Annotated in this window: 27 protein-coding genes; 18 read left to right on the forward strand and 9 right to left on the reverse strand. The window is 43.0% G+C overall.

Annotated elements, in window-relative coordinates:
- Positions 1-225 precede the first annotated feature (225 nt).
- The 9 genes from LQZ19_RS05880 (at position 226) to LQZ19_RS05920 (ending at position 7,988) form a co-directional block, all read left to right on the forward strand.
- Entirely contained in the window at positions 226-1,536 is a 1,311-nt protein-coding gene (locus tag LQZ19_RS05880) for a tyrosine-type recombinase/integrase (protein ID WP_411046731.1), read from the forward strand.
- A 175-nt stretch (positions 1,537-1,711) separates the two neighbouring features.
- A complete protein-coding gene (locus LQZ19_RS05885; RefSeq protein ID WP_411046732.1) occupies positions 1,712-1,960 on the forward strand; it encodes a helix-turn-helix domain-containing protein in 249 nt (82 codons plus the stop codon).
- Entirely contained in the window at positions 1,957-2,496 is a 540-nt protein-coding gene (locus tag LQZ19_RS05890) for a hypothetical protein (RefSeq protein ID WP_411046733.1), read from the forward strand. Before LQZ19_RS05885 ends, LQZ19_RS05890 begins: the two co-directional genes overlap by 4 nt.
- Positions 2,497-2,511: 15 nt before the next feature.
- On the forward strand, positions 2,512-3,744 hold the full coding sequence (locus tag LQZ19_RS05895) for a phage terminase large subunit (protein WP_411046734.1): 1,233 nt from the start codon (positions 2,512-2,514) through the stop codon (positions 3,742-3,744).
- A gap of 39 nt (positions 3,745-3,783) precedes the next feature.
- Positions 3,784-5,025 (forward strand): phage portal protein, encoded by a 1,242-nt coding sequence (locus tag LQZ19_RS05900; RefSeq protein ID WP_411046735.1) that lies wholly within the window; start codon positions 3,784-3,786, stop codon positions 5,023-5,025.
- A gap of 20 nt (positions 5,026-5,045) precedes the next feature.
- Positions 5,046-5,684, forward strand: coding sequence for a helix-turn-helix transcriptional regulator (locus LQZ19_RS05905; protein ID WP_411046736.1), 639 nt, complete (start codon positions 5,046-5,048; stop codon positions 5,682-5,684).
- 22 nt (positions 5,685-5,706) lie between these two features.
- Entirely contained in the window at positions 5,707-6,372 is a 666-nt protein-coding gene (locus LQZ19_RS05910; protein WP_411046737.1) for an HK97 family phage prohead protease, read from the forward strand.
- Between the two features lie 49 nt (positions 6,373-6,421).
- Positions 6,422-7,726, forward strand: a complete 1,305-nt coding sequence (locus LQZ19_RS05915; protein WP_411046738.1) for a phage major capsid protein — start codon at positions 6,422-6,424, stop codon at positions 7,724-7,726.
- A gap of 22 nt (positions 7,727-7,748) precedes the next feature.
- Entirely contained in the window at positions 7,749-7,988 is a 240-nt protein-coding gene (locus LQZ19_RS05920; RefSeq protein ID WP_411046739.1) for a hypothetical protein, read from the forward strand.
- A gap of 44 nt (positions 7,989-8,032) precedes the next feature.
- Here the strand turns inward: LQZ19_RS05920 and LQZ19_RS05925 are convergent, their stop codons facing one another.
- Genes LQZ19_RS05925 through LQZ19_RS05940 form a run of 4 tightly spaced genes read right to left on the reverse strand, consistent with a single transcriptional unit; the run spans position 8,033 to position 9,732 of the window.
- On the reverse strand, positions 8,033-8,473 hold the full coding sequence (locus LQZ19_RS05925) for a hypothetical protein (protein WP_411046740.1): 441 nt from the start codon (positions 8,471-8,473) through the stop codon (positions 8,033-8,035).
- A 49-nt stretch (positions 8,474-8,522) separates the two neighbouring features.
- Positions 8,523-9,023, reverse strand: a complete 501-nt coding sequence (locus tag LQZ19_RS05930) for a hypothetical protein (protein ID WP_411046741.1) — start codon at positions 9,021-9,023, stop codon at positions 8,523-8,525.
- 52 nt (positions 9,024-9,075) lie between these two features.
- Entirely contained in the window at positions 9,076-9,411 is a 336-nt protein-coding gene (locus LQZ19_RS05935) for an SARP family transcriptional regulator (RefSeq protein WP_411046742.1), read from the reverse strand.
- 57 nt (positions 9,412-9,468) lie between these two features.
- A complete protein-coding gene (locus LQZ19_RS05940) occupies positions 9,469-9,732 on the reverse strand; it encodes a hypothetical protein (RefSeq protein ID WP_411046743.1) in 264 nt (87 codons plus the stop codon).
- Between the two features lie 569 nt (positions 9,733-10,301).
- Between LQZ19_RS05940 and LQZ19_RS05945 the strand changes: the two genes are divergently transcribed.
- Complete coding sequence (locus LQZ19_RS05945; RefSeq protein WP_411046744.1) at positions 10,302-11,222, forward strand: DUF2971 domain-containing protein; 921 nt, start codon at positions 10,302-10,304, stop codon at positions 11,220-11,222.
- A 75-nt stretch (positions 11,223-11,297) separates the two neighbouring features.
- Here the strand turns inward: LQZ19_RS05945 and LQZ19_RS05950 are convergent, their stop codons facing one another.
- The 4 genes from LQZ19_RS05950 to LQZ19_RS05965 form a co-directional block, all read right to left on the reverse strand.
- The gene (locus LQZ19_RS05950) at positions 11,298-12,254 is read right to left on the reverse strand and encodes a hypothetical protein (protein WP_411046745.1); all 957 of its coding nucleotides are present in this window, start codon (positions 12,252-12,254) and stop codon (positions 11,298-11,300) included.
- A gap of 398 nt (positions 12,255-12,652) precedes the next feature.
- Positions 12,653-13,018 carry a helix-turn-helix domain-containing protein gene (locus LQZ19_RS05955; RefSeq protein ID WP_411046746.1) on the reverse strand — a complete coding sequence of 122 codons (366 nt, stop codon included), beginning with the start codon at positions 13,016-13,018 and terminating at the stop codon, positions 12,653-12,655.
- A gap of 139 nt (positions 13,019-13,157) precedes the next feature.
- Positions 13,158-14,510 (reverse strand): sensor histidine kinase, encoded by a 1,353-nt coding sequence (locus LQZ19_RS05960; RefSeq protein ID WP_411046747.1) that lies wholly within the window; start codon positions 14,508-14,510, stop codon positions 13,158-13,160.
- The gene (locus LQZ19_RS05965) at positions 14,507-15,214 is read right to left on the reverse strand and encodes a response regulator transcription factor (protein WP_411046748.1); all 708 of its coding nucleotides are present in this window, start codon (positions 15,212-15,214) and stop codon (positions 14,507-14,509) included. The genes LQZ19_RS05960 and LQZ19_RS05965 overlap by 4 nt, the downstream gene beginning before the upstream one ends.
- A gap of 160 nt (positions 15,215-15,374) precedes the next feature.
- Between LQZ19_RS05965 and LQZ19_RS05970 the strand changes: the two genes are divergently transcribed.
- The 8 genes from LQZ19_RS05970 (at position 15,375) to LQZ19_RS06005 (ending at position 23,316) form a co-directional block, all read left to right on the forward strand.
- Positions 15,375-15,752: a helix-turn-helix domain-containing protein gene (locus LQZ19_RS05970; protein ID WP_411046749.1), complete on the forward strand. Its 378-nt coding sequence runs from the start codon at positions 15,375-15,377 to the stop codon at positions 15,750-15,752.
- Between the two features lie 34 nt (positions 15,753-15,786).
- Positions 15,787-16,329 carry an RNA polymerase sigma factor gene (locus LQZ19_RS05975; RefSeq protein WP_411046750.1) on the forward strand — a complete coding sequence of 181 codons (543 nt, stop codon included), beginning with the start codon at positions 15,787-15,789 and terminating at the stop codon, positions 16,327-16,329.
- 18 nt (positions 16,330-16,347) lie between these two features.
- Positions 16,348-16,833, forward strand: a complete 486-nt coding sequence (locus LQZ19_RS05980; protein WP_411046751.1) for a YfbM family protein — start codon at positions 16,348-16,350, stop codon at positions 16,831-16,833.
- Positions 16,834-16,915: 82 nt separating this feature from the next.
- Positions 16,916-18,205: a TolC family protein gene (locus LQZ19_RS05985; protein ID WP_411046752.1), complete on the forward strand. Its 1,290-nt coding sequence runs from the start codon at positions 16,916-16,918 to the stop codon at positions 18,203-18,205.
- Positions 18,206-18,321: 116 nt separating this feature from the next.
- Entirely contained in the window at positions 18,322-19,311 is a 990-nt protein-coding gene (locus LQZ19_RS05990) for an efflux RND transporter periplasmic adaptor subunit (protein WP_411046753.1), read from the forward strand.
- A complete protein-coding gene (locus LQZ19_RS05995) occupies positions 19,308-22,466 on the forward strand; it encodes an efflux RND transporter permease subunit (RefSeq protein ID WP_411046754.1) in 3,159 nt (1,052 codons plus the stop codon). Before LQZ19_RS05990 ends, LQZ19_RS05995 begins: the two co-directional genes overlap by 4 nt.
- Before the next feature lies 1 nt (position 22,467).
- Positions 22,468-22,764, forward strand: a complete 297-nt coding sequence (locus tag LQZ19_RS06000) for a PG0541 family transporter-associated protein (RefSeq protein ID WP_411046755.1) — start codon at positions 22,468-22,470, stop codon at positions 22,762-22,764.
- 150 nt (positions 22,765-22,914) lie between these two features.
- Positions 22,915-23,316 carry a helix-turn-helix domain-containing protein gene (locus tag LQZ19_RS06005; protein WP_411046756.1) on the forward strand — a complete coding sequence of 134 codons (402 nt, stop codon included), beginning with the start codon at positions 22,915-22,917 and terminating at the stop codon, positions 23,314-23,316.
- A gap of 201 nt (positions 23,317-23,517) precedes the next feature.
- On the opposite strand, the gene LQZ19_RS06010 is transcribed toward LQZ19_RS06005, so the two are convergent.
- Positions 23,518-23,982: a hypothetical protein gene (locus LQZ19_RS06010; RefSeq protein ID WP_411046757.1), complete on the reverse strand. Its 465-nt coding sequence runs from the start codon at positions 23,980-23,982 to the stop codon at positions 23,518-23,520.
- Between the last annotated feature and the right edge of the window lie 334 nt (positions 23,983-24,316).

Genomic DNA, 24,316 nt, shown 5'->3' on the forward strand with positions numbered 1-24,316 from the left:
ATACCTGCATACACCCGCCAAACTAAGATTTAAACCGCCATTCATAGCCGATTTATTTCTTTGTCTGACAAGGATTTACCTAAAAATGGCCATTTGTATATTTCACAAAGGTCATTTTTTACTACTTATTGTATAAAGACTTAGCGTTGCTAGGGAGTGTGCCTTAAACACGGGAAATTGATTCGTTATCAAGTGCGTTATCAATTTCCAAAAATGGGGTTTTTTATGCATAACGATTTCACGCTGTTTACGAGGAAGTATTCGAATGGGACGAAGGTGGTGTTTTATTACGCCTATGATGATGATGGAGTACGAGTGGGACCGTGGACTACGGGGTGTGAGGGGAAAACGGCGGCACGGAATTACTGTAACCAGTTATTAAAAAAGGATATGCTGGTACCAGGGAAAGGGAGAATTGAGACATTTGGGGATTTCGCCGTGGGGTTCTGGGACCGGGGATCGGTGTATGTTGAGAACCAGGATGGGCGGGCGGACATTACTGACTCGTATCTCTGGAACTGCAGAAAAATGCTGAAAAACCAGATTCTGCCCTACTTTGGGAAAACGCCGTTGGGGAAGATTACCACTGAGAATGTTAATTCGTGGCTTCTTGGGTTCAAGAAGCGGGAAAATAAGGCTTACCAGAATACCTATGCAAATTCGGTATTTAATGTCCTTAACGTGATGATGGGTCAGGCGACTGAACGGGGACTTATCAAGTTTAACCCCTGCTCTATTGTGCGGCGGCTTAAGAATGACCGGAAGCCTATCCATATCCTTAAGGTTGATGAGGTGCAAAAACTGTTCCCCGAGACTTGGGAAGGGGTTTGGAACCATCAGGAGATTTCTTATGCTGCTAACCGGCTGGCTTCCATGACGGGGATGCGGATTGGGGAGATTGTTGGGCTGCGGAGTGAGTATGTATACCAGGACTATATTTATATCTGCGGGCAATATGGGGATTTTGGATATGGACCGACTAAAACGAAAGAGACCCGGACTATTCCGCTTATTCCTGAAATGATGACGTTGCTGCGCAAATTTGCGGAACGGAACAGCAAGGGGGACCGGTATGTGTTTTCCGAGGATGGCGGGGTAACCCCTTATGGACGGAAGACAGTGTATAACGAACTTCACCGGGCGTTGGAGAAGGTTGGCATTGATAAGGCCGAGGTTAAGCGGCGGGGGATTTCGGTTCATGCCTGGCGGCATTTCCTGAATACCGAATTGCTTAAGCAGGGGCTGACCATAGAACAGGTGCAATCGGTGACAGGGCATAGGTCTGACCGAATGACCGAATGGTATACGCATCTGGACCCCAGGGATCTGACCGATGTGATGAAGGCGCAATACGTTATAGCGGGGATTCCTTCCGGGCTTGATAAAGCTGCCCAGGTTAAAATAGCACGGGCTAAAATAGCGAAGGCTAAGAAACAAATGCCGCTTGAACTTGTGAAACCGGAAAGCCCGAACCGTAAGGACAATATTATTCCCATGCCGAAACCAAAAGCAAGACAAGCACAGAAACAGGCATAAGATACAAGATACTGATTTATACGGCTCTTACCGCTCCGGCGGTAGGAGCTTTTTTTTTGCTCGGGCGCCGGGAATGTATGAAATGAAAAATTGCACTTTTTACGTAGATATTTTCTCTTGCTCTTGTGCAACCATTTGGGAGGTACAGCGGAATATTTTTTTACCGGAGGGAACTGTGGAAACCTTATTGACCATTGCGGAATTGGCGGCGGCTATCAAGCTTGCGGAACAAACTATCAGGCGGTATGTGCTGCATAAAGAAATACCCTTCCACAAAGTTAAGAAGGTGGTACGGTTCCGGCCTTCGGAAATTGAAGCCTGGGTTAATGCCGGGGGGAATATGGCGGGTGTGGATGCTGATGACGGGGATGATAAAGAGCGGGACCTTTTTGATTTCCCACCGGAAACGGATAAGGGGCAATGATGACGGACATTGAAAAGACCATTGAGGAGGCGCGGGCGGCGGTGCTGCCCTTTGAAAGCTGGGAGCGGTTGACCGGGGAATCGGGGGCGGCCTATGCCGCATTTTGCGTTTACCGGGATTTTGGGGCGGAGCGGAATATTCGTAAGGCGGTAGAAAAGCATGAAGGGGATGCTGGCAGGGCGGCGAAGCGGTACCGGATGTGGCGGGGATGGTCCATGCAATTCAAGTGGCGTGAACGGGCGGCGGATTACGACCAATACCTTGACCATCTGAAACAGGCGGAGCTGCGGAAAACTATCGAGGAGCAAGGGCGGGTCCACCGAATGGTTACCGGGAAGATGCTGCAAGTGGTGAGCAAGAAATTGGATTTGATGGAACCGGGGGAGCTTGCACAGGGGACGGTAACAGATTGGGTGTCCACGGCTATTCGTGCGGAACGTGAAGCGGCAGGACTTACGGCGGGAAAAGACAAGCCGGAAGGACAGACTGATAAAAACGGACAAATAACGTTTATTCCCGATTTTGAGGGACTATAGGAGCGGGCCGGGAACATGGGAACAACAAAGGTATTCAAGCCAACTACGGTGCAAAAAAAAGCGCTTAACCTGATTAAAAGCGGGGCTAAACATATTCTGTTGTTTGGCGGTTCCCGGAGCGGGAAAACAACGGTGCTGGTGATGGCGATTGTATACCGGGCGTTACGGTTTCCCGGTTCCCGGCATTTGATTTGCCGGCTGCGGGCAAAGGATGCTCGGTCCAGTGTACTGCGGGAAACCTTATTACCGGCGCTTACCAATACGGTGGGTTCTGCGGGCTTCACCTACCTGGCCCATGAAAACATGATTACCCTTTTCAACGGCAGTGAAATTTGGATTGGCGGGCTGGGGGACCGGGAACAGGCGGATAAGATTCTCGGCCATGAATACAATTCGATTTATTTTAACGAAGTTTCGCAGCTTTCCTATGCGGCAGTTACTACGGCCTATAGCCGTCTGGCTATGCGGGTTCCGGGATGCCGGAACCTCTTTCTGTATGACTGCAATCCGGGCAGCCCTTTGCATTGGGCATACAAAATATTCGTAAAGAAGCAGGCGTTTCAATCCGGGGAAGCATTACCGAAACCGGAGCTTTACGCCTCCATGCTGCTTAACCCGGAGGATAACAAGGACAATCTACCCGCTGACTATATTTCTGACATCCTTGACGCTTTGCCTGAAAAACAAAAAGCCCGATTCCGGGATGGGCTTTGGGTTAAGGCTGAGGGGGTGATTTATGACCAGTTTGAAGAAGATATGATTCTTGATCCTGGGGAGCTTCCTGAAACCTTTGACCGTTTTGCTGCGGGGCAGGACTTTGGGATGAATATCACAAATGTGAAAATCGGGATTAAGGATAATCGTATTTACGTGCTGGATGATTGCGGCAGCTATAACATGACCACAAAAACATTTAACGAGGAACTTTTACAACGGGGGTGGTTTAACTGGAAGGGGGAGGATATTGATTTTTCAATTTTCTGTGATCCGGCCGGAGGGGAGCGGATACAGGAGATTACGAACGGGATGAAGGCAAATAACAGTGTGGACGCGGGCATTGATTACATCATAGCGAAGATGGAGCGGCGGCAATTCTTTGTATCGTCTGCGTGTACCGGGGTACTGTCTGAACGATGGGATTACTGCCGGGATGAGGATGGGGAGATTATCAAGGTAAATGACCATTACATGGACGCCATGCGGTATGCCATTTTTAGCGATGCCCAGTTAGGAGTGATAGCCGCATAACTAAAAGTAAATATTTTATCGTTATGTTGCAAGGATACCATGAATATACTTAAGAGAATTATCCATACCACAAAACAGAAAAATAGTGAAACTGAAAAAAACGTTGAAAAAACCAGTGACATAGATCACTTTTCAGCGGGAAATTTTCCGGATTTTTCGAATTCTACCGTAAAAAAATATGTCGATGATCCGTACTTATTCAACGCCTGGGTTAATATTGCTGTTGGCATTGTGATACGAAATGTTGCCAGGGCGAATTTTACAGTAGTACGGAGCGGCAATAAAATTACGACAGGAAAACTGTATGCATTATTTAATAGGCCAAACAAAATGATGAGCTGTTTTGATTTGTGGAAAGAGACTGCGGCATGGTGGTTGCTTGAGGGGGAGGCGTTTTGGTGGTTTGGGAATTTCTATGCCGGTGGAATTCCAAATGAGATTTATGTACTTGATCCCCGCAGGATGCGGCATGAATCGGAGGGAACTATTTTGGACGGGAAATGTGGGCGGTGGTTTTATCAGTCGGATACCGAACTGATCCCTATTTTGCAGGATGAGATTGTGCATTTCCGTGAATGGAACCCCTGGAATCCGCTGCGGGGGGTTAGTCCGTTGGTTTCTTTCTCATTGGAGCTTGAGCAAGATTACTATGCGAACCGGGCGAATTCGCAACTACTGAAACATAATGCGGTGCCCCAGGGGATTCTGAAAACAGACCAGGTGATTAGGCCGGAGGAGGCTGACGCATTGGAAAGGAGGTGGGAAGCGAAGTACGGGGAGGCACGGGCAAGCCGGAAAATTGCGGTCCTGGGGAAGGGGACAGAATTCAAACCTTTAAGTTTTACCCCTGAAACGGTGAAGCTCTTTGAGCTTAAACGGTGGATTGTCTATGCCATCCTTGCCAAGTACGGGATACCGCCCAAGGTGGCCAATATCCAGGATAAGGGGAGTCCTTTATCGGGGAAGGATACGGCGGAGCAACACGCCGAATTCTGGAAGTACACCATCGTTCCTTTGTTAAAGAACTTTGAGGACATTATCAAAACGCAATTTTTTATGCGGCTTGGACTTAGCGAAGTGGGCACATTTGATTTGGCCGATATTCCCGAACTGCAGGAAAGTGAAGATGCGCAGAGTAACCGGGATATTGCAGAAATTAATGCGGGTCTGAAAACCATCAATGAAGTATTAAAAGAACGGGGGAAGGACTCAAAGCCCTGGGGGGATATTTGGTATCGGCCACGGAACATGATACCGACAGCAAAGGGGGATGAAGTCTAAGCATGGGCGGTGTTCTCATTGTGAGCAAAGCACAGGGTATCCTTCCTCTCTGTAAACGCTACCTGACACAGGCAGGGTTTCAGAATGTGCAGATTACTTCCAATGAGAAAGATGCGCTCTACTATGAAATCAATGAACTGAAACCGGGACTGATATTTATTGAGAGTTGCTTTTACCAAAGCGCCACCCCTTTTATGATGGGAAAGCTATTACGGACTATGCCAGCATTAAGAATTGTTGCCTTTTCCATTGGGGAGTTTCCTGACGAATTGGCTATGGGCTTTTTCTTCTGCGGGGTTAAAAGCTATTTGAATTTTCGTGATGAGTATAGTGAAGTATGCTCGGGTCTCCAAAAAATACTGCACGGTGAGGAATACTGGATGCAGACTGTTCAGCGGCGTATCGAGTTGCAGCCGGAAATTCCTGATTACGATTATGATATTTCCCCCCGACAAATGGAGGTACTTCGATTGGTTTGCAATGGATTTAAGGTAATTGAAATTGGTAATACGCTGCAAATTAGTAAACGGACCGTGGAGACCCATAAGCAGGATTTATATGACCTATTGCACGTACGTAATGAGGGGGAACTGATAAAGATTGCCTTTATCCTTGATTTGGTACAGAAAGCAGAATTGTGTTTTTATGGCGGCGCCTGAACCGTAAGGAGGAATAGCAGGAATGATAGTGCGGACTAAGCGGGGAGATTTTGGGATACCGAATAAATCGGTATTACTGGAATTTCTTCGGGGGGAATTGGGAATTAAAAATGAGGAGGGAGGAATTAGGAGGGTGGATTCGGGATTTGAATTCATTGCGGCAGTTCCTTTTACCCTTTCAATGAAAACGGAAGAAGGGCCGGAGGGGGTGGCCTGGACTTTTTCGACCTTTGATCTGGACCGGTATTATGAGCGGGTAGATCCTGCTGGCTGGGATTTCAAGCGGTATCTGGATAATCCGGTTATTGAGTGGGCCCACCGCTATGATATTCCGGCGATTGGCCGGGCCGATGGACTTCACGCCGATGACAAAGGGTTGCATGGGAACATCATCTTTAATGACAAGGACTATGATCCCTTCGGTTGGGCTATCGGGGAGCGGGTTAAGGCCGGGGTGATCCGGGCGGGGTCGGTGGGGTTCCGGGTGTTGGAAATTGAGATTCCTGACAAGAAAGCTGCGGAGGATGGAACAACGCTGATATTCCGTAAGCAGGAGCTTTTAGAATTCAGTGTGTGTAATGTTCCGGCTAATCCCTATGCCTTGGCTAAGGCAATGACAGAACAGGAACCGGTGGAGGAGCTTACGGGGATTCGGCAATTTATGGGGTTCATTGGGATGAGGAATTAGGGGCAGTACGCTGCTTTTAGCAGCTATTCTATTTTTTATGGAGTGATGTATGGATGAGTTAATTAAGGCGGTACGGGAAAAACTGGCGGCTATGGCCACAGTTGAAAAGACCGGGTTTACGGACCCGGCGAAGGCAGCGGAATACTTCCGGGAAAAAGAGATTATCCTGGAGGATATTTTTAAGATTTGTGAAGCCCTGTCTAAACAGTACGGGGATGAAACAATGGCTTTGAAAAGTACGGTGAAACACCTTCGGGATGAACTCAAGGGACAGGCGGCGAACCCTCGGGAGCTTACCCGGAAGGAACTACAGTACCGGCTCGGTAAGGCGTTGGCGGCGGCCTGGACCGGGAATCATGGGGCCTTGGCGGAATTAAGTTTTACGCCGAACCTCAAGGCCGATAACTGGACCAATCCCCGGGATGTGTCCTGGGGAGAAAAAGGCTGGAAGGTAGAGCGGGCAGCCCTGGGGGAACCGATGGGAAATATGGCTACCAATGATCAGTACCTTATCAATCCCATTTATGAAAATGAGATTATGCAAGATGCCGCGAAGAAAAGTGTGATGATGAAACTGGTCCACAATCGTTCTATGATGGGGCCGTCTATCTTCCTCCCTACTCGGGACCGGGGCGGGGTGCAGCTTCATTGGCTCACCGCTTATGGGCAGCAGATTACCGGCTCGAAGCCCCAGGGGTCGCAGCGGGTGGAACTTAAGGCGTATACCCTGGCGGGGTATATCCCCTGGTTCGATGAATTCGAGGAAGATGTCTTTACCGACCTGGGCGCCATGTTCATCGACGAATTTACCGAAGCCTACGGGCAGGAGTTTGATCGTCAATGTCTGCTGGCCGATGAGGATCCCTTCACCGGGGCTCTGGCGGCTGATGGGACGGTGGAGGTAGAGATTGCCGGGGCGGATATTAACGCCTTAACATGGAAGGATTTCCGGGACGCCGTGTATAGAGTTCCTGCAGAGGAGCGCAAGGATTGTGCATGGTTCCTCCATGAGACTCTCCTTAATCATATCGCCAATATCGAGGATGCTAACGGGCATCCAATATGGCGGCATCCCACAGAGGCTATGCCGGGAAAACTGGACCTGTACCCGTATCATGAGGTTTCCATCATGCCACAGATTGGGGCGATTGAAAATGACACGCCCTTTGCCATTTTTATGAATCCGAAACGGTTAAAACATGGGAATAGGCGGGGTATCGAGATCAAGAAGTTTGACGGGACCACAGAATCAATGGAGAACGGAGAGCTGTTCCTTCGGTTCCGCAAGAGGGATGGGTTCCTCGTTACCCGGCCATCGGGGAATATGGTGATCCTGAAAACAAAACCAGAATAAGAAAAAAAAGGAGGAAAGGGTTATGATAATCAATAAGTGGGATGTGGATGTTGAAAAGATGATGTGCAGGAATCTTTCTAACCGGATTACGGTTCGGTTTACCGATACGGGGAGCGGCATTGACGGTAAAATTGATAATGTGCCGTTGCCCTTGCTTTCTTCCTTGGCACGGCATCAGGGCGGGGCGGCCTACCTGGGGCGGCAGCTCGGGGAAGCGGAGCGGGTTTTTATGCCGGAGCTGGTAAAAGCCCGAACAGCGTAACAGAAAAATTAGGAATGAAGAATTGGGAAGGGACTGTCCGGAGATTATTCGGGCAGTCCCTTTGGTTTGTATGCTGATACAGGTTTTCTAAAATAATCGGGATTGCGCTTGTAAAGGGCTGCCTCAATGGTCTGTTCTTCAAACCAATAATCAATATTTAAGGGAGCTATACGACAGATTTCAGAAACACTGGTGTAGCCCCATTCGGACATTTCAAGATCATCGTTTAGAATGGTATAGCCGAACATGGTATCTTCCCGGTCGTACTCGCAAATGAAAATATCGGTTCCGCCGTAGAAGTAATGGAAGATAGCGGGGTGGTCGTTTTTTCCGTGGGTCTCGTAAAGTTTAGGACATTTTTCAAACTGCTTCGCAAGCCGTTCTATTGGCTCGGCATAGGTTTCGGGATTGGCGGCGGTTATCAGTAATTGGCTGCGGGGGATGATGATCGCTAGTTTATCAGCTATTTCAAAATTAATTACCATGGGATGCTCCTTGTGGGAAATAACCCCCGCATAAGCAGGGGCGGTTTGCTTATATGGCCAATTTATAAGCCTTTTTCTCTTTTTCTTCTTTTTCGCGGCTTACTTTCTGACTGCCTTTCTTTGCCCTAATTTCGTCTAGGGTTTCATGGCTTGAAATATTGCGCTTTGGGCGGCCTGAATAAATCCAGGCTTTGCGGTTACCGGAGAACCAGAACCCCAGGGCTTTGAGTTGTTCCCGTACTTCTTTTGAATTAAAGCAGTAGATCCAATAGCCGATGATTTCTATCTCACATTCAAGGTTTATGATTTTCTGTAAGATTTCCTGAAAGGGTGTAACCGCATCGGCGCCGGGTTTCCATTCCTTGTCCTCATAATACGAATTGAACGAATGGGACATAAAGCCGTTTAGGAAAGTATTAAACTGCCCTATGATTTCTTTGGTAATTGCTTCCCCTTCGGGTCCTGCGTGGTCGGGGTGGTACTGCTTGAGTAATTCCCGGTACCGTTTTTTGGCTTCCTCTACTGATTGGCATTTTTCAAAGTAGTTCATGTTCTAACCTCTTAATGATACTAATTACCCCCGCATAAGCGGGGGGATGGCGTTACAAAGTTACTTTTGATAGTTCAAATGGCTCCTGACTGAAAATACACTTTTGGCATTTTGATTTGTCCTGACAATGGCTACAAATTGAAGCGGGTTTGTAAACTGCTAACAGTAATTGGACCATGTGATCTACTGCGGCAGGCATTTTTTTTCCTAATGCCCAGGCAAGGCGCCGTACAGATACGGTAGCCGTTTCTGAAAATTGCGGGGTATAGGGTTTATGACCTGGTACGGTTTTTCTAGCCCTAATTGGAGCGGCGGAAACTTGCTGGCTGGACCTGCGGGTATCAATTCCGGCTTGGGTAACAAATTCTTCATCTTCTTCCTCTAACATAGAAATACCTCTAAAAAAGAAATAACCCCCGATAACTAGGACCGAGGTAAAAAAAGACTAAAATAAAGCAAGCTGCCCCCCGGTGAGCAAGGGATTTTCGCGGGGGCCTTTGGTGTACGTACGGACCATGAACGCCGCCCATTTTTGGGCGCTTTTTTTGTGGCGGAAATACCGTTTTGCGGTGTAGTAGTTACCGAAGGTGGACAGGGCCGGGCCGGGTAATGTGTGGGCTTTTACAGTAGCGAAGTATGGACAACAATGTACCCGATCAAATTGACACGGGAAAACGAGAACCAAAGCTAGATAGAATTTTCTAAGCATAAAGAACTCCCTATATGAAACAGCGATAGTACCGGACGGACAACGCCGCCGTCCCCCCGGTCCCCCCCCTTTTTTTTGCCCCTATTGAGGTGGTGGGACCCTGGGGGCTCACAGCCCCTTCCCCCAGGGTTCCACCACCGGGGGCAAAAAAAATCCCGAAGGGTCTTGGAAAACTGGAAGGTAGGACAGTGTTTTCTAAGCGGTGTTTGGCGTTAGCCCTGGCCCCCGTAGGGGGTTGGCATGCCCCTTGCCTGCCCCTCAAGGGCAGATAAGCAAGGGGCATGCCAAAAGGATACCGGGGAATAGGGTTTATATGGGCAGAGAATCCTGTGGAATTGTTTTGAAATATTGGTGTAAGTAAATGATTTTGAAATTGCGGAGCAATTTCTTCCTACTATGGGGGCGTTGCGGGGTTTCCCCGCAGAGAGGGGGAGCGGAAAACCGAAGGTTTGGAGCGTGGGGAGAGACTTCTCCCATTTTCTGATTTCTTGAATTCGGTGCCAGGTACCGATAGGCCGAATGATTGGAATAATGCTTGACTAATTATTGCAATTCCGAATAATAAAGTTATGAAAATGGATATAGAAAGTTTTGATTTTAATACTCTGGAAGAATATATTTCTAAAAGCCAACATATTAATTGCACAAAAGATTATATCTTTCATTATACCGGACTGGAATCATTAATTAATATGCTAAAGACAAGCACCCTGTGGGCTACAAATTGTGAATACCTAAATGATTTACTTGAATTAAAGGATATAGAAAGATTATATAAAAATATCATTGATAATGCTACGGATGAAAAATTTAAGAAATATATTGGTATATATAAAGAAGATATTCATGAGGGGATACTGAAGAAACTAAGAAAACAAACCTATATTATTTCGTTTTCAAGGGACAATGATTCAGTAGCTATGTGGAAAAACTATGGGAAGAATGGTATTGTTTTAGAATTTGATACGCCAACCATGATAGATACTGTTAAGGTTGATGAAATTAATATACTGGATAGGGATGGTGCAGTAAAAGAAATATCCACTATAAAGCGATATGGAGAAGCAATGTATGATGATTCAAGAATAATAAGCATCCTTGAACAATCATTTGAAGCCCTTACGAGATTACATGAGATAAATAATCCAGAGAAGGAAAAGGAAATCCAGGATAATCTTTTTAATGTGATATTCGACACACTTAATGCTGCTTTTATATTGAAAAAAGACAAAAATTTTAGCTATGAAAACGAAATCAGGATAGCGTATACCCTAAAAGATGAATATGTTGGGAAAGTTGAACACTTTAGGGCAAGAAATAATTTAATCACTCCTTATATTGTTATTGATTTTAATGGAAAATTACCTTTGAAAAGTATTACTATTAATCCTGAACAGAAAGATGATATGTATGAAGATGGTATAAGGAATTTATTAAAAGCATATGACTATGATATACCCATAAATTATTCAAGTAGTAAAGTACGGTAGGAATGGCAAAGGAATCTGATATAAAATAAAAGGATAGAGCATTGGCGACTCAGGGTGGGAAAAACCTTTTAGGGACTACGATGTAGTATAATTATTCCTATCACGGATAAATTTACTGAACCTGTTCCATTCTATTTCCGTGTCCGGTATATTATTTTTGCAGAATGTCAATGTATCAAAGGATATTTCATTGTTCTTTTCTCCCTTTGTATATTCAAAATTGCATCCGCTATATATGAAATATCTGCACATTTCTATAAAACCAGACATTTGAATATAATATTCAAATGCGTTTAGACAACTTGTTTCTTGAAAAATCATAGCACCCTTACTTAGTATCCGATTAAAATAAATTCTTACCGTTGAACAAAAGTCGTTGTCATATTTGAACACATTCTTTGCCCTAATACAATTAAAATCTTTGCAAATTTTGTGATTTAAAAAATTTGTATTAGTATCCTGTATTACTTTTATGTTGTCACTATTGTATTTTTTGCATTGATATTGAATTACGTTTCTAACAAATAATGATTTATCAATACAATAATACTGGTTAGTATCATTGATACTTGGAATGAAATTGATAAAATCAGGTCCGGAACATAAATCTAATATTTTAGCACTGGTAAAATTATTAAATACTAATGGCTCAAATTTTTTCCCCTGAAGGATATAAAAGTTTTCGTAGGAATCAACGAATATTTCTGCTAATTTTAATAAGGATGCATTATCTTTTGTATTTTCAAGATTATTATAATAATTTAGAAAGTATCTTGAGACTTCTAACAGAGTACTTTTTTCATCTTCGTCAAATACATTTGCGTAATGGTCCATAAGATATTTAATTGCTTCGGATTCAACGATTGTGAAATGGTAATGTGCTATTAATTCAGAAAATATAGTCAACGGAATATTGTTCTTGTTTAAGAAGTCAAGATTGAAGCCACCTAATGATGCTATTTCATCTATAACTTTTGTATCAATTTTCATTCTGTCCATCATTGCTCCAGGAGTTTTTGCATATTGGGCCAAAGTACTTACGATACTTACACAGAGTATAGCTAGAATGGCCGGAATAGCAAGGGGGTGCGGTGCCTCATAATTGCAATATAACCAAAAATCACAATAGTTCCACGGTTGTCGCTGTTTTGGGAAAAAGATGTCACCACTACCATGCTTGAAATGAGCTATAAAAGTATCTCCCAGTTTAATCGTGAATATAAACGATTTTTTGGCGATCCACCTTATAGGGATAAAATAAAAGAAATATCGGTAGAGATAACTTCATTTTAGGAAATGGCACATATAATATATTGTACATTGTGCCAATAGGTTAAGCGATGAATTCCCACTGTGCTGGGGATTAATTCAAGAGTACTATTGATCTATATTAAAGATATATATTTGATGGGCATGGAAGCGCAAACCCTTTACTTTATACTCTCTTTCTTCCGGTATTCAATAAGTAAGTCCAGATGCTGCAAAATAAAATCCTGGGAGTTTTCGTCTAAATTATTAAAATGGTAAATAATCCGTTCCAGCCGTTCATTCTGCGGATTGTCGAACATGGTTCCTTCGCCGGTTTTAATCCAATGCTTATTAGCCGCAAAGGTAAAACAGACTAAGGAAATAAGATGGTCCTTTACTTCCCGCCGTCCTTCTTCAATGGAGGCAATCATGGAACGGCTTATCTTAATCCTATTTGCAAATTCTTCTTGGGTAAGCCCTTTCGCTTTACGAATTTCGAGAAGCCGATTGTTTATTGAAGTATCAACTTTCTGCTTGTTACCCGTCATATCTTCCTTTCTTCCTTATGTATTACTTCACGAAATTGTCATGGTACAAAGATACCTGACATATTCGACCCTTAGTTAAAAAGGTGTGTCGATATTTATGTGTTACCCTCTCTGAAAAAGGTACACCATTTCAGATCGTTTATATTTCTAAAGGAATGATAATGCGGAAACAACTTCCTTTCCCCTTTTCAGATTCCACCGTAATCTTCCAACCATGAGTGTCGACAACACCTTTCACTACGGCAAGTCCTAATCCCATCCCTTGTTCACGACGGGAATTAGTACCACGGTAAAAGGTTTCAAATACATGGGGAATATCTTCCTCATGTATGCCTGGGCCGTCATCGCTCACTTCAATAATTATCTGATGGTCTTTGCTATATGTGCCGATCTTGATGAGGCCACCACTTCGGGTATATCGGAGACTGTTATTAACGAGATTTTCTATTGCCCGGATAGTAAGAAGTTCATCCATTGAAATGAAAGTATCTTTTGGCAAATCAATAGTAGTTTCCACACGGCGATTTAAAAGTTCTGCATCGTCCTTGATACGTTCTGTATATGTGGAGAGAAAGGTAGAAAGATTTATTTTGGAAAGATTACACCGCCATTCACCGGTGTCAAGGCGTACAAAATCAATAAGATTGTCTATCATGCTTTCAAGCTGATCTGCCTTGGATACGATGATTTCAACTGAATGGGTCTGTGATACCGGATCAGAAGTGATACCATCACCAATAGCCTCGGCATACCCTTTAATGAGCGCCAGAGGTGTTTTGAGATCGTGGGTGATGCCCATGATGAAACGGGTCCGGCGTTGTTCTTCTTCCTTGAGGGCAAGCCGCATCCGGTTGAGGGAACTGGTAAGGGAGGTTATTTCATTGCTGCCTTTTACGTCAACCGGTAAATCCAATTCTCCTAATGCAATGCGCCGGGTTGCTTTTTCTAAAACAAGTACCGATTGGGTAATGGATCGGGCAATAAGCAAGGACATGATGATCACAAATAGTAAAACAAGGGCGATAACGCTTAATACTATTCTTCCCATAAAAACAAAAGGACTCGGAGGACGGGGTGCTTCCCGATCAAATCGCAATAAAATAAATATCTGGCCTTCCCTCAGCCACGGCGGCGATTCAAAGCTGTATCCATACCGGGAATTTTCGGCTTTGATTAATGAGAGTATTTCTGCCTCAGTTGCAGTTACACCGGAAGAAAAGTTATCAAGGGTTGAATAAATCACCATCAAATCATCTCTAAAAACAGTAATATCTGTATTTGGCCGGGTATGCCCAATAAAACCAGCAACAGAGTCCCATTCCGCAGCGGTAAAATTTTCATTGAAAAAGGGTGTTATTTCTTCGTAAACAGGAATATTGAAGGTATTGTTTTCATCGTGGAGACGCATGATCAATACCTGGGCGCTGATGGTTAAAATGGGCAATAGGATAATACCGGCAATTAGCAAATGAAATTGGGTTTTTATTTTCATAATCCTGTGCCTTTTATGGTATCGGAGTTAAGCCGGTAACCCATACCGTGAATAGTCTCGATGTAGTGGGGATTTGATGGATCATTTTCTATCTTTTTGCGAAGCCGCTGCATATAAACCCCTATGGTGGTGAGATCTCCATACTCATTTTTCCAAACATTCCGGTATATTTGTTCCGGTCCAAGGGGTTTTCCGGCAGAGGTGGTTAGGCAGGCCAAAATAGCATATTCTTTGGCTGATAAAGCTATTCTTTTTCCCTCTTTTTTTAGTATACAGGAATCATAATCCAGAATAAATGGACCAAAACTGAATGACTTGCTTTCATTGGTGTTTTGTGTATCCTGACTTCTCCTGAGTATGGATCGAACCCTGGCAACCAATACCTTTGGGGAAAATGGTTTGGTTACATATTCATCGGCGCCATATCCTAAGCCCGTGATAATATCTTCATCTGTATTCCGGGCCGATACAATCAATACGGGTATATTACTGGTATGGCGATATTTATGGAGAAATTCGAATCCATCAACGCCGGGGAGATTGATGTCTAATATAATAAGATCGGGTTTCCATTCATCTAATATGACAAATGCCTCCTCGGCGCTATTGGTTGATTTTATTTCGAGCCCTTCTTTCAAAAGGTATAATGACATGAGTTCAACCAACTCCTGAATATCCTCTATAATTAAAATGTTTCCTTTCATAAGTAACCTCTTTGGTACTTGTGGGTTTTAAGCCATTTTATAATACGGCTATCATTTTTACAAGTTGAAAGGTGAAATATAACAAAATGTTATAAAATATTTATCTGTTGTTAATGGCGTTTTTTCATGTCAAATTATATAATCCTTTAACAAGGATACTATGATGGAAAGCGCTGACAAAACAACCATTACCTATCGTATCAAACAGGTTCGGGAGGCGTTATGCCTTACCCAAGTGAAATTCTCCAGGGTCATATCCCTTTCCAGCGGATACCTTGCGGGGGTGGAAGTGGGGAAACGGAAGGTCAATGAGCGGGTTGTCAAGCTGATCTGCGCTTCCTTCTCTGTCAACGAGAAATGGCTCAAAAGCGGGGAAGGTGAAATGTTCGGCCAAGGGCATAATGAGTATACTAAGCTGGTATCTCTTTACAAGGAACTCAATCTCCAATTTAGGGAATATATCTTGAAGCAGATTGAACTTCTTCTGGACATACAAGATAAAAATCCTTCTGACTTATGCAACATTATAGAAGGCTAGATAATTTAATAAGAATGCCAAGTGGGGGCAAGCTTTGGTTTTAGATATGGTTGATGTGCCTAATGTTGAATTTCAAAAACTGTACAGTACGGCCTTTCCGGTCATTCATCGGGTGGTAAACTATATCACCCGATGCGAAGAATCGACTGAGGATATATGCCAAGAGACATTTTTCCGTCTTTATGAAAAGAAAATGGTTTTCCCTAACCCGGAAGAAGCAAAATACTGGCTAATAAGAGTAGCAAAAAATGTCGCATTAAACTATATAAAACATAGAAACAGAGAAACTATCGCATATCAACGGACCTTTCGTGAAATTGTGCAAGACCAGGATGGGATCGAAAACATCCTACAAAAAGAGGCGGATAGGTTGGAGATTCGGAAAACGCTTGAAAACTTGCCTATCCATTTATATGCCGTAATTATTTTAAAAGAATATGGGATGTTGAATTATAAAGAGATAGGGCGTGTTCTTAGTATTAAAGAAAATGCGGTGAAAGTACGCGTTTACAGGGCAAAAAAACGGCTAAGTTATTTTTTGATAAAGAAAGGGCTTGCTTGTTCTGCATCTGGATAACAGTTAAAGGGGTTTAAAATGGAGTTGCTTGGATTTTATATGATGGTAGATGAATTTACTTTGGATAAATTAGTGATATTTAATGCTAATCATCGTAATGAACTGAAAGATACCAACGAAAATTATCTAATTAATAAATTATGGGATGGTTTACATTTTTTATTAACTGGCTCATCAGCTTATTTTCCGGTTAAAAATAATAAATTGAGCGAATCCATTGTAGGAGTTCATATTCTTGATACAAAATATGACCATTTTATTGCCTGTATTAAAAATAATGAAGTACCGGAAATATATAACGCAATGAAAAATATTGACATAAAGGAATTGGAGAAAAAATTTGATCCAAAAACATTTAAGAAAAATAAAATACATCCAAATATATGGAAACAAGACAAGCGGAAAGAATTATTTCAAGAATTAATAAGTGAATATAATGGATTACTTGAATTTTATCAAAGAGCCTTAACTAAAAATGTACATATAATATTTAGTGTGTTTTAGCCAGAGGAAATATAACAAAATGTTATAAATTATTCATGCCCTGTTTATGGAATTTGCAAATTTATCATTGTATTTTAGCAAGATGAATCAAAAAACCATGTTTTTTGTCTGTATAATTCTATTTGGTACTGTTGTAATGCTTTCTGCCGAAACCGCACTTGATTTAGACACGGCGGTTGCCCTTGCATTGGAACACAACCTCGGCCTGAACCGGACAAGGATTGAAACGGCGGGAAAAAAACGGGAGTCCGACCGGTCATGGAATAACCTTTTACCCTCCATAAATGCCGGGGCAAATGTAAGGCGGGGGACTTCTCTAACCGGCGATCTTCCCCCCGGTGGGGATGAGTGGACGCCGGGGCTTTCATTGTCTGCAAGTGTAAGCCTCTCCCCTGCGGTTATTGCCACTATGAAAAAAACAAAGACCGATTATGAAGTGGGGATTATTAGTTACGAAGGGGCAAAACAAGAACTGGAACTTGAGGTACGGAAACTTTTTTATCAGCTTTTACTGATCCATGCTAATGTTGAACTGGCGGAAGAAAGTATTGCCTCCGCTCAGGCGCGGTATGAAGAAGCTTCCGCCCGTTCTAAGGTTGGTCAGGCGTCTAATCTTGATGAACTTTCCGCGAGGGTTGAGCTTGAAAATCTGAAGCCGGATCTCAGGAGCGCCGAGACGCAATATGTTAATGCTCTGGAAGGTTTTAAACAAATCCTGGGGCTAGGTTCTGATGAAGTAGTACAGCTTGAAGGACAACTGGAAGTAATAATACCAGGGGCGCTCCCGGAAGGCATATCGGAAACGAGAAAGCAAGAATCCTGGACCATTACTGCCCTGCGAAAATCCTTGGAATCCTTGGAAATACAGCGAAAAATTCTCTGGAATCAAGCCTATATGCCAAACCTCCAACTTTCCTGGAACAGCGCTCCAGCCTATTCAAATGATGTTTTTGCCGATAGCAGCGGCTCGTTCTCTGTGGGCATCGGTATAAACCTGGACAGTTTTTTACCCGGCTCCGGTCAGCGGACTAAGATAGACGCTGTTGATGATAGTCTCAAAATTTACCGAAGCCAAATTCAGGAAGCTCTTTTGAATCAGGATATGCGTATCCGGCAATTACAAAGAAGCATTGGGCAATCCATTGAAACTATTGAAGCATTAACCCTTAACGGGGAGCTTGCGGAACGAACCTATGAAATGTGGTCTGAATCATACCGGAGGGGAACTGCGGATATGCAGCAGCTCCGAGCAGCGGGAGACAGCCTTTTGCAGGCAAAGAACCGGGTAAAGCAGGAGTTTTATAATCTTGTAGCTGCAAGCCTGGACTTGGAAAAAGAATTAAATATCCCCTTTGGGAGTTTATGGCAGTGATTTTAATTGAACCACAAGAACATAGGAAAACATGAAGTTTTATCTTCATTTTCTTCAGTGCGATCCGGTGTTTTTGTGGTTTTTTTCATAATACTCAAAAAGGAAAGGAGTTTATAATGGCAAAGCAAGGTAAATCAAGGAAGCTGCTTATTTTTATTGTTACTCTGGTTGTGATAGCGGGACTGATTATCGCACCTTCCCTCTTAGCCGAAAAAAGTAACGTCGGTGGGCCGGGAGGACCCGGCAGCGGGTTCGGAGGACCGCCGAGGTCAGTGACTTCATCAGACACCTTATTTTCGGTTCGTATTAATGAAGCGGAAGTAAGGACTATACAGGCATACATAGAAGTGAATGGAAATATTATCAGTGAACATCAGGTTGCGGTGGTTCCTGATGCGGCGGGAAAACTGGTATCCATGCGGGTGGATATTGGCGTTACGGTAAGAAAAGGAGATATTATTGCGGAGATCGATCCTTCCCGTCCGGGGATAAGCTATTCATTAAGTCCGGTATATGCCCCCATCACGGGAATGGTGGTTACGCCGCCAATAACGGTGGGTTCCACAGTTTCCACAAGCCAGACGATTATGACTATTTCAGGAAATGATTCATTGGAAATTGAGGCGCTCATTCCAGAACGCGAAATTGGACAGTTACAGGCGGGGCTTAGGGCGGCAATTACCTTAGAGGCATTTCCCGGCGAAACCTTTACTGCCGCAGTATACCGGGTTTCTCCGGTGGTGGACCCCAATTCACGGACAAAAAAAGTTGTATTGCGGTTTGAGAAAACTGACCAGCGGATAAATTCAGGTATGTTTGCCCGGATTAAGCTTAATACTCGCACATATAGCAATGTTATTACTATTCCTACGGATACTCTCGTGGAAATGAGGGAAACCACAGGAGTTTATGTGGTCGAAGATGTAAACTCTGTGGATTTAACCGGCACAGTTATTTTTAGAGAAGTTGTTACTGGTGTTACAGTAGATGGGGTTACGGAAATCAAGACAGGATTACGGGTTGGTGAACAGGTGGTTATCCAGGGACAGCAGTTCCTTACCGATGGGGCCGCAGTACGGATAGTAAACCGGAGGAATGACGCATGAGTGTTTCACAAAAAATTGTAGCCCGCCCGGTTTTGGGGCTGATTGTTTTCGGCCTCATTGCAATCATCGGTTTATACCTCGTGTCCGATGTGGCTATTGATATGTTTCCTGAAATGAATAATCCCATGCTTATGATAAATACCACCTATAGCGGCGCAGGGCCTGAGACAGTGGAAAAAACAGTAACAAAACTACTGGAATCAACGCTCGTAAATATCGGTGGTTTAACCAGCATGAATTCTACTTCTTCCGAAGGAAGCAGTATGATAACCCTGGAATTTGATTATGGGACGAACCTTGATAATAAGGTCAATGATATACGGGACCGGTTGGACCGGGTTAAGAGGCGCCTACCTGACGATGTGGATAGCCCGTCAATTATGCAATTCGATCCTTCATCAATGCCCATATTGAGGATTGCTGTCCGGGGGGACCGGACACAAAATGAACTGCGTAAAATTGCTGAGGATACTATCCAGGACCGGCTGGAACAGATAGATGGTGTCGCCTCCACGGATGTTATGGGGGGGCGGCAGCAGATGGTTAAAGTGGAAGTATCCCAAAATCGTCTTGAAGCCTACGCGCTTACCATTACCGAAATCAGCCGGACTCTGGCAAGCCAGAACTTGGAGCTTGGCGCCGGTTCCATTGAGGATAGTTCAAAAAATTACAGTATCCGTACCACCGGGGAATATACCACCATTCAGGATATTGCGGAAACGGTAGTCGCCCAACGGAACGGCGCTGATATACGGCTTCAGGATATTGGGGCAGTCTCCCTGGGTTATCCTGACGAAACTTCAACGGTCTTTATCAACGGTGAAAGCGGTGTCTATGTTATGGTAACAAAACAAAGCGGCACTAATTCAGTAGCCGTGGCTGATAAAGTCTATGAGCGCCTGGAAGAAATTAAAAAACTGCTTCCTGCCGATGTAAGTCTTGAAATAAACGAAGATAATACCTCTCAAATCAGGGATATGATAAATGAGCTTATCAGTTCTGCCTTACAGGGGGCGGGGCTTGCTATGCTGGTTCTGTTTGTTTTTCTGCGAAACATTAAAAGCACTATCATTATTGGGATTTCAATACCTTTCTCAATCCTTGTTACCCTTCTGGTGATGAGCCTTGCGGGTATCACCCTTAATATGCTGACCATGACCGGGCTCATCCTGGGGGTTGGTATGATTGTGGATTCATCAATCGTAATTCTTGAAAATATTTACAAATTCCGGGAACGGGGGGCGAAGCCTGCCATATCGGCAGTATTGGGAAGCCAGGAAATGATGTCGTCCATTGTTTCATCAACCTTAACGACTATCTGTGTTTTTATTCCCATCATGTTATTCAAAAGCAGGCTGGGTATGATGGGGGAACTTTTTCAGGGCATGATTTTTACCGTGGCTATTGCCCTGGTGTCAAGTCTTTTTATTGCAATATTTCTGGTTCCTATTCTTGCAAGTAAATATCTTGTTTTGCAAACCCGTACCCAAAAACCATTGAAAAACTATTTTCTTAAAAAAATGGATTCCCTGGTTGAAGGGGCCATCAACGGTCTAATCGCCGGATACCGGCGATTGCTTGATTTGGCGATACGACACCGCTTGGTAACCGTTGCCCTGGTTGTCGCCATATTTGCAGGGTGCATACTAAGTATCTCCAAAATGAATATCGTTATGATGCCTCCTATGAATGAGGATTCAGTGAGTCTCAATGTAAGCCTTCCCTTGGGAACTACCTATGAAAACACCAAGGCGGTAATGCTCCAGCTTCAGGAATTTGCCATTGATGAAATTAAGGGGGCAAAAAACATTATTGTTAATGTGGGGAATTCCGGGCGTTCATTTAACGGGGCGGGGACTTACAAGGGAGAATTGAGTATCGGTCTTGATATGGATAATCCACAGGCCGATAACAGCGCAGTAGTAATGGCAAAATTGCGGAACCATTTTAATGATTTCCCCAACGCTACCTTGAGTTTCAGCCAAGGCATGGCCCGGGCAATGGCAGGAGGTTCCGATATTGATATTGTCCTTAGGGTTGATGATATTGATACCGGGCTTGCCGCAGCGCAGGAAATTGCAGGGATAATCAAGGCTGAGGTTCCTGAACTGACGGAAGTTTCTGTTGATATGACCGAAGGGCTGCCCCAGGTTGAAGTGATTATAGATAGGACCAGAGCCTATAACCTGGGGCTTTCGATAAACAGTATCGCTAATGAGATTGCCGCTTCCATGAATGGCGCTACCGCTACTACATTCCGGTATAGCGGGAACGAATATAATGTAACCATCCTCCTCCGGGATGAGGATCGAAAAAAACTTCCCGATCTGGACCGGATATTTGTCGCTTCATCGAATGGCTCTCTTATTCCTCTTGCCAACTTTGCTTCTTTGGAAAAGGGCTTGGGGCCGGTAAGCATCAAACGAGAAGATCAATCACGGGTTATTCATGTAACCGGTACATTGGAAGATGGATACCGGGCGGATACGGTGGAAAATAAAATAAAGGATGTCCTCAGCCGTAATTTTGTTGCACCGGGGGGGGTTACTATAAGTTATGCCGGACAATGGGGAGAGATAACGAAAACTATCAGGACATTCATCATGATTATAACTCTGGCAATACTGCTGGTGTTCGGGGTTATGGCCGGTCAATATGAATCCTTTAAGGACCCATTTATTAACCTGTTCACCATCCCCCTAATGCTCATTGGAATAGCGCTCATATATCTTATAACCGGGCAATCAATAAGTATCTTTACTATGGTGGGCCTGGTGATGCTGGTGGGTATTGTGGTAAATAACGGCATCATTCTGGTGGATTATACTAATCTGCTGGTGGGCCGGGGTATTCCGGTACGTGAAGCCTGTCTTGAAGCCGGGGCCTCACGGCTTAGACCGGTGCTTATGACCACCCTTACCACTATCCTGGGACTTATCCCCATGTCCTTTTTCCCCGGAAAATCGTCTATGATGATCCAACCAATCGGCTTAACCGTTACTGGGGGGCTTACTTCCGCTACGTTTATAACGCTGTTTTTTATTCCTGTAATGTATTCGTTCCTTAATGAACGCCGTGGCGTTCGAGAACTCCGGGGGAAAAAGAGGAAATTAAAGAAGGTATTAGCCTTAAACACAGAAGTAGGGGATGAATAATATGAAACGACTTGAAGTTATGGCCAATCGTTCAGTTCAGGAAGAAATTATTACCGGCCTGGAAGAAGCAATGCCGGATTTTTATTATACCTTTATTCCGGTTGTGCATGGGAGGGGGCGAACCCAATACCGCATGGGAACCCCTACATGGCCGGAAGAAAATTTTATGCTTATAAGTTATCTGCACGATGAGGATGCACAAAGAGCAAGGGAAATTATAACCGAGGTAAAACATCGTTTTCCCGAAGAAGGAATAAAAGTATTTTTTGTTGATGGAGAGCATACAGCAAATACATGAGGAAAGTGGGAGGGATTGAGTTAATCGAAAGTGCATCGGTGGTGCAGAGTATACTCAAGCTGGCACCCCAAAATATTAATCCCGTTGAAATTTATATCTTGAAAAAAGGGCTATTTATGGACGCGATGTTTCGCAAAAAGGTAGTATCAGATGGAAGTTATAAACGATGCTTCAGTATCAGTTAATCGCCGTATAGCTCAAGTACGGGCTGTGCTGAACATTTCCCAAGTTAAATTTTCACGGGTTATATACTTGTCCAGCGGATACCTTGCGGGGATTGAAGTTGATAAACGGAGAGTCAATGATCGGGTTATCAAACTTATCTGCGCTTCCTTTGGGGTCAGTGAAAAATGGCTTCGCGATGGTGAAGGAGAAATGTTTGATCATAATCATGAAAATAAATACGCTACACTGATCGCGCTTTATAAAGAACTTACACCTGCTTATCAGCAGTATATTTTAAAACAAATTAATCTTCTTTTGAATATTCAGGATGTGGATAATAGTAAAAAGCAGACCCAAAGCAATCAATATGTCCAGAACATTATGTAAATGTAAAAAATGTGGTAAATATATATTCACGGATTTAAAGATGTGTCCGCGATGCGGTAAGAAAAAATCCAATATTCCTTGGTTGATAATAAAAATAATTATTTTTATTATTGTGGTATTATGCGGAATTGGCATATATGTATATTCAACGGAACCTGTTTTTAGACATTTGACTAAGTAAATACGATGAAGCCTATTAAATTATGATATTTTCCCAACTTTAATCCCATTCAGATACGTCATACCCTTACGTTCTTTGCATAATGAAATTATAACAGAATAATCGGTTTTTTCTTTTTCATTTAATAAAAACGAAGTTGATATATTTTTATTTTTTGATAATTTGGTATATAATTTTATCATATCCTTATATTTATCTAAGTTCTTATAACTATATATAGTTTTATTTCTTTCTTCCTGGGTTGATTTTGAAATATTTACCATTGTATGATTCATAAAATCAGATGAATCTAGAATAGAAATTATTTCTGACTTGTCTTCATCAATATCTTTATATATTGGTATAGAAATAATGCCATTTATTATATTTCCAATTCTATTCATTTGGTAATTAATAAAAGTATTTATACTTTCATAATAATAAACATCATCTATTTTAAAATATAATTTATCTTGACTATATGAAAAAGTATCATCTATATTCATTTTTGCAATCCCATTAAATACTGCAAGCAAGCATCCTAGACTCGATGAAATATTTTTAAAATATGATTTCAGTACAATTTCGGCTTTTTTAGCCTTTTGCTTTTGAGGAATATAATTAATTATAAAATAGAATAAATATCCCTAATGATAAATCGTAAAGGATTTTATTAAAATGTTTAGATGGGAAATTATTAATAAAAACTGGTATAAAATAGATTTCAAATCCACAAATGACAATTAAAGAAAACGATACAAATAAACCAAAATAAAATATTATCCTTCAAGGACTTGTAACAAAATTAGTGTAAACGGCTATACTACTTAGAAGGAGCAA

The sequence above is a fragment of the Treponema primitia genome, from assembly GCF_046533075.1.
Classification (GTDB): domain Bacteria; phylum Spirochaetota; class Spirochaetia; order Treponematales; family Breznakiellaceae; genus Termitinema; species Termitinema primitia_B.

Excerpts from the sequence above, each read along its gene's own strand:
- LQZ19_RS05880 (WP_411046731.1), top strand. The coding sequence starts at position 226 with ATGCATAACGATTTCACGCTGTTTACGAGGAAGTATTCGAATGGGACG.
- LQZ19_RS05890 (WP_411046733.1), top strand. The coding sequence starts at position 1,957 with ATGATGACGGACATTGAAAAGACCATTGAGGAGGCGCGGGCGGCGGTG.
- LQZ19_RS05895 (WP_411046734.1), top strand. The coding sequence starts at position 2,512 with ATGGGAACAACAAAGGTATTCAAGCCAACTACGGTGCAAAAAAAAGCG.
- LQZ19_RS05900 (WP_411046735.1), top strand. The coding sequence starts at position 3,784 with ATGAATATACTTAAGAGAATTATCCATACCACAAAACAGAAAAATAGT.
- LQZ19_RS05910 (WP_411046737.1), top strand. The coding sequence starts at position 5,707 with ATGATAGTGCGGACTAAGCGGGGAGATTTTGGGATACCGAATAAATCG.
- LQZ19_RS05915 (WP_411046738.1), top strand. The coding sequence starts at position 6,422 with ATGGATGAGTTAATTAAGGCGGTACGGGAAAAACTGGCGGCTATGGCC.
- LQZ19_RS05920 (WP_411046739.1), top strand. The coding sequence starts at position 7,749 with ATGATAATCAATAAGTGGGATGTGGATGTTGAAAAGATGATGTGCAGG.
- LQZ19_RS05925 (WP_411046740.1), bottom strand. The coding sequence starts at position 8,473 with ATGGTAATTAATTTTGAAATAGCTGATAAACTAGCGATCATCATCCCC.
- LQZ19_RS05930 (WP_411046741.1), bottom strand. The coding sequence starts at position 9,023 with ATGAACTACTTTGAAAAATGCCAATCAGTAGAGGAAGCCAAAAAACGG.
- LQZ19_RS05935 (WP_411046742.1), bottom strand. The coding sequence starts at position 9,411 with ATGTTAGAGGAAGAAGATGAAGAATTTGTTACCCAAGCCGGAATTGAT.
- LQZ19_RS05940 (WP_411046743.1), bottom strand. The coding sequence starts at position 9,732 with ATGCTTAGAAAATTCTATCTAGCTTTGGTTCTCGTTTTCCCGTGTCAA.
- LQZ19_RS05945 (WP_411046744.1), top strand. The coding sequence starts at position 10,302 with ATGAAAATGGATATAGAAAGTTTTGATTTTAATACTCTGGAAGAATAT.
- LQZ19_RS05955 (WP_411046746.1), bottom strand. The coding sequence starts at position 13,018 with ATGACGGGTAACAAGCAGAAAGTTGATACTTCAATAAACAATCGGCTT.
- LQZ19_RS05960 (WP_411046747.1), bottom strand. The coding sequence starts at position 14,510 with ATGAAAATAAAAACCCAATTTCATTTGCTAATTGCCGGTATTATCCTA.
- LQZ19_RS05965 (WP_411046748.1), bottom strand. The coding sequence starts at position 15,214 with ATGAAAGGAAACATTTTAATTATAGAGGATATTCAGGAGTTGGTTGAA.
- LQZ19_RS05970 (WP_411046749.1), top strand. The coding sequence starts at position 15,375 with ATGATGGAAAGCGCTGACAAAACAACCATTACCTATCGTATCAAACAG.
- LQZ19_RS05980 (WP_411046751.1), top strand. The coding sequence starts at position 16,348 with ATGGAGTTGCTTGGATTTTATATGATGGTAGATGAATTTACTTTGGAT.
- LQZ19_RS05985 (WP_411046752.1), top strand. The coding sequence starts at position 16,916 with ATGAATCAAAAAACCATGTTTTTTGTCTGTATAATTCTATTTGGTACT.
- LQZ19_RS05990 (WP_411046753.1), top strand. The coding sequence starts at position 18,322 with ATGGCAAAGCAAGGTAAATCAAGGAAGCTGCTTATTTTTATTGTTACT.
- LQZ19_RS05995 (WP_411046754.1), top strand. The coding sequence starts at position 19,308 with ATGAGTGTTTCACAAAAAATTGTAGCCCGCCCGGTTTTGGGGCTGATT.
- LQZ19_RS06000 (WP_411046755.1), top strand. The coding sequence starts at position 22,468 with ATGAAACGACTTGAAGTTATGGCCAATCGTTCAGTTCAGGAAGAAATT.
- LQZ19_RS06005 (WP_411046756.1), top strand. The coding sequence starts at position 22,915 with ATGGAAGTTATAAACGATGCTTCAGTATCAGTTAATCGCCGTATAGCT.
- LQZ19_RS06010 (WP_411046757.1), bottom strand. The coding sequence starts at position 23,982 with ATGAATATAGATGATACTTTTTCATATAGTCAAGATAAATTATATTTT.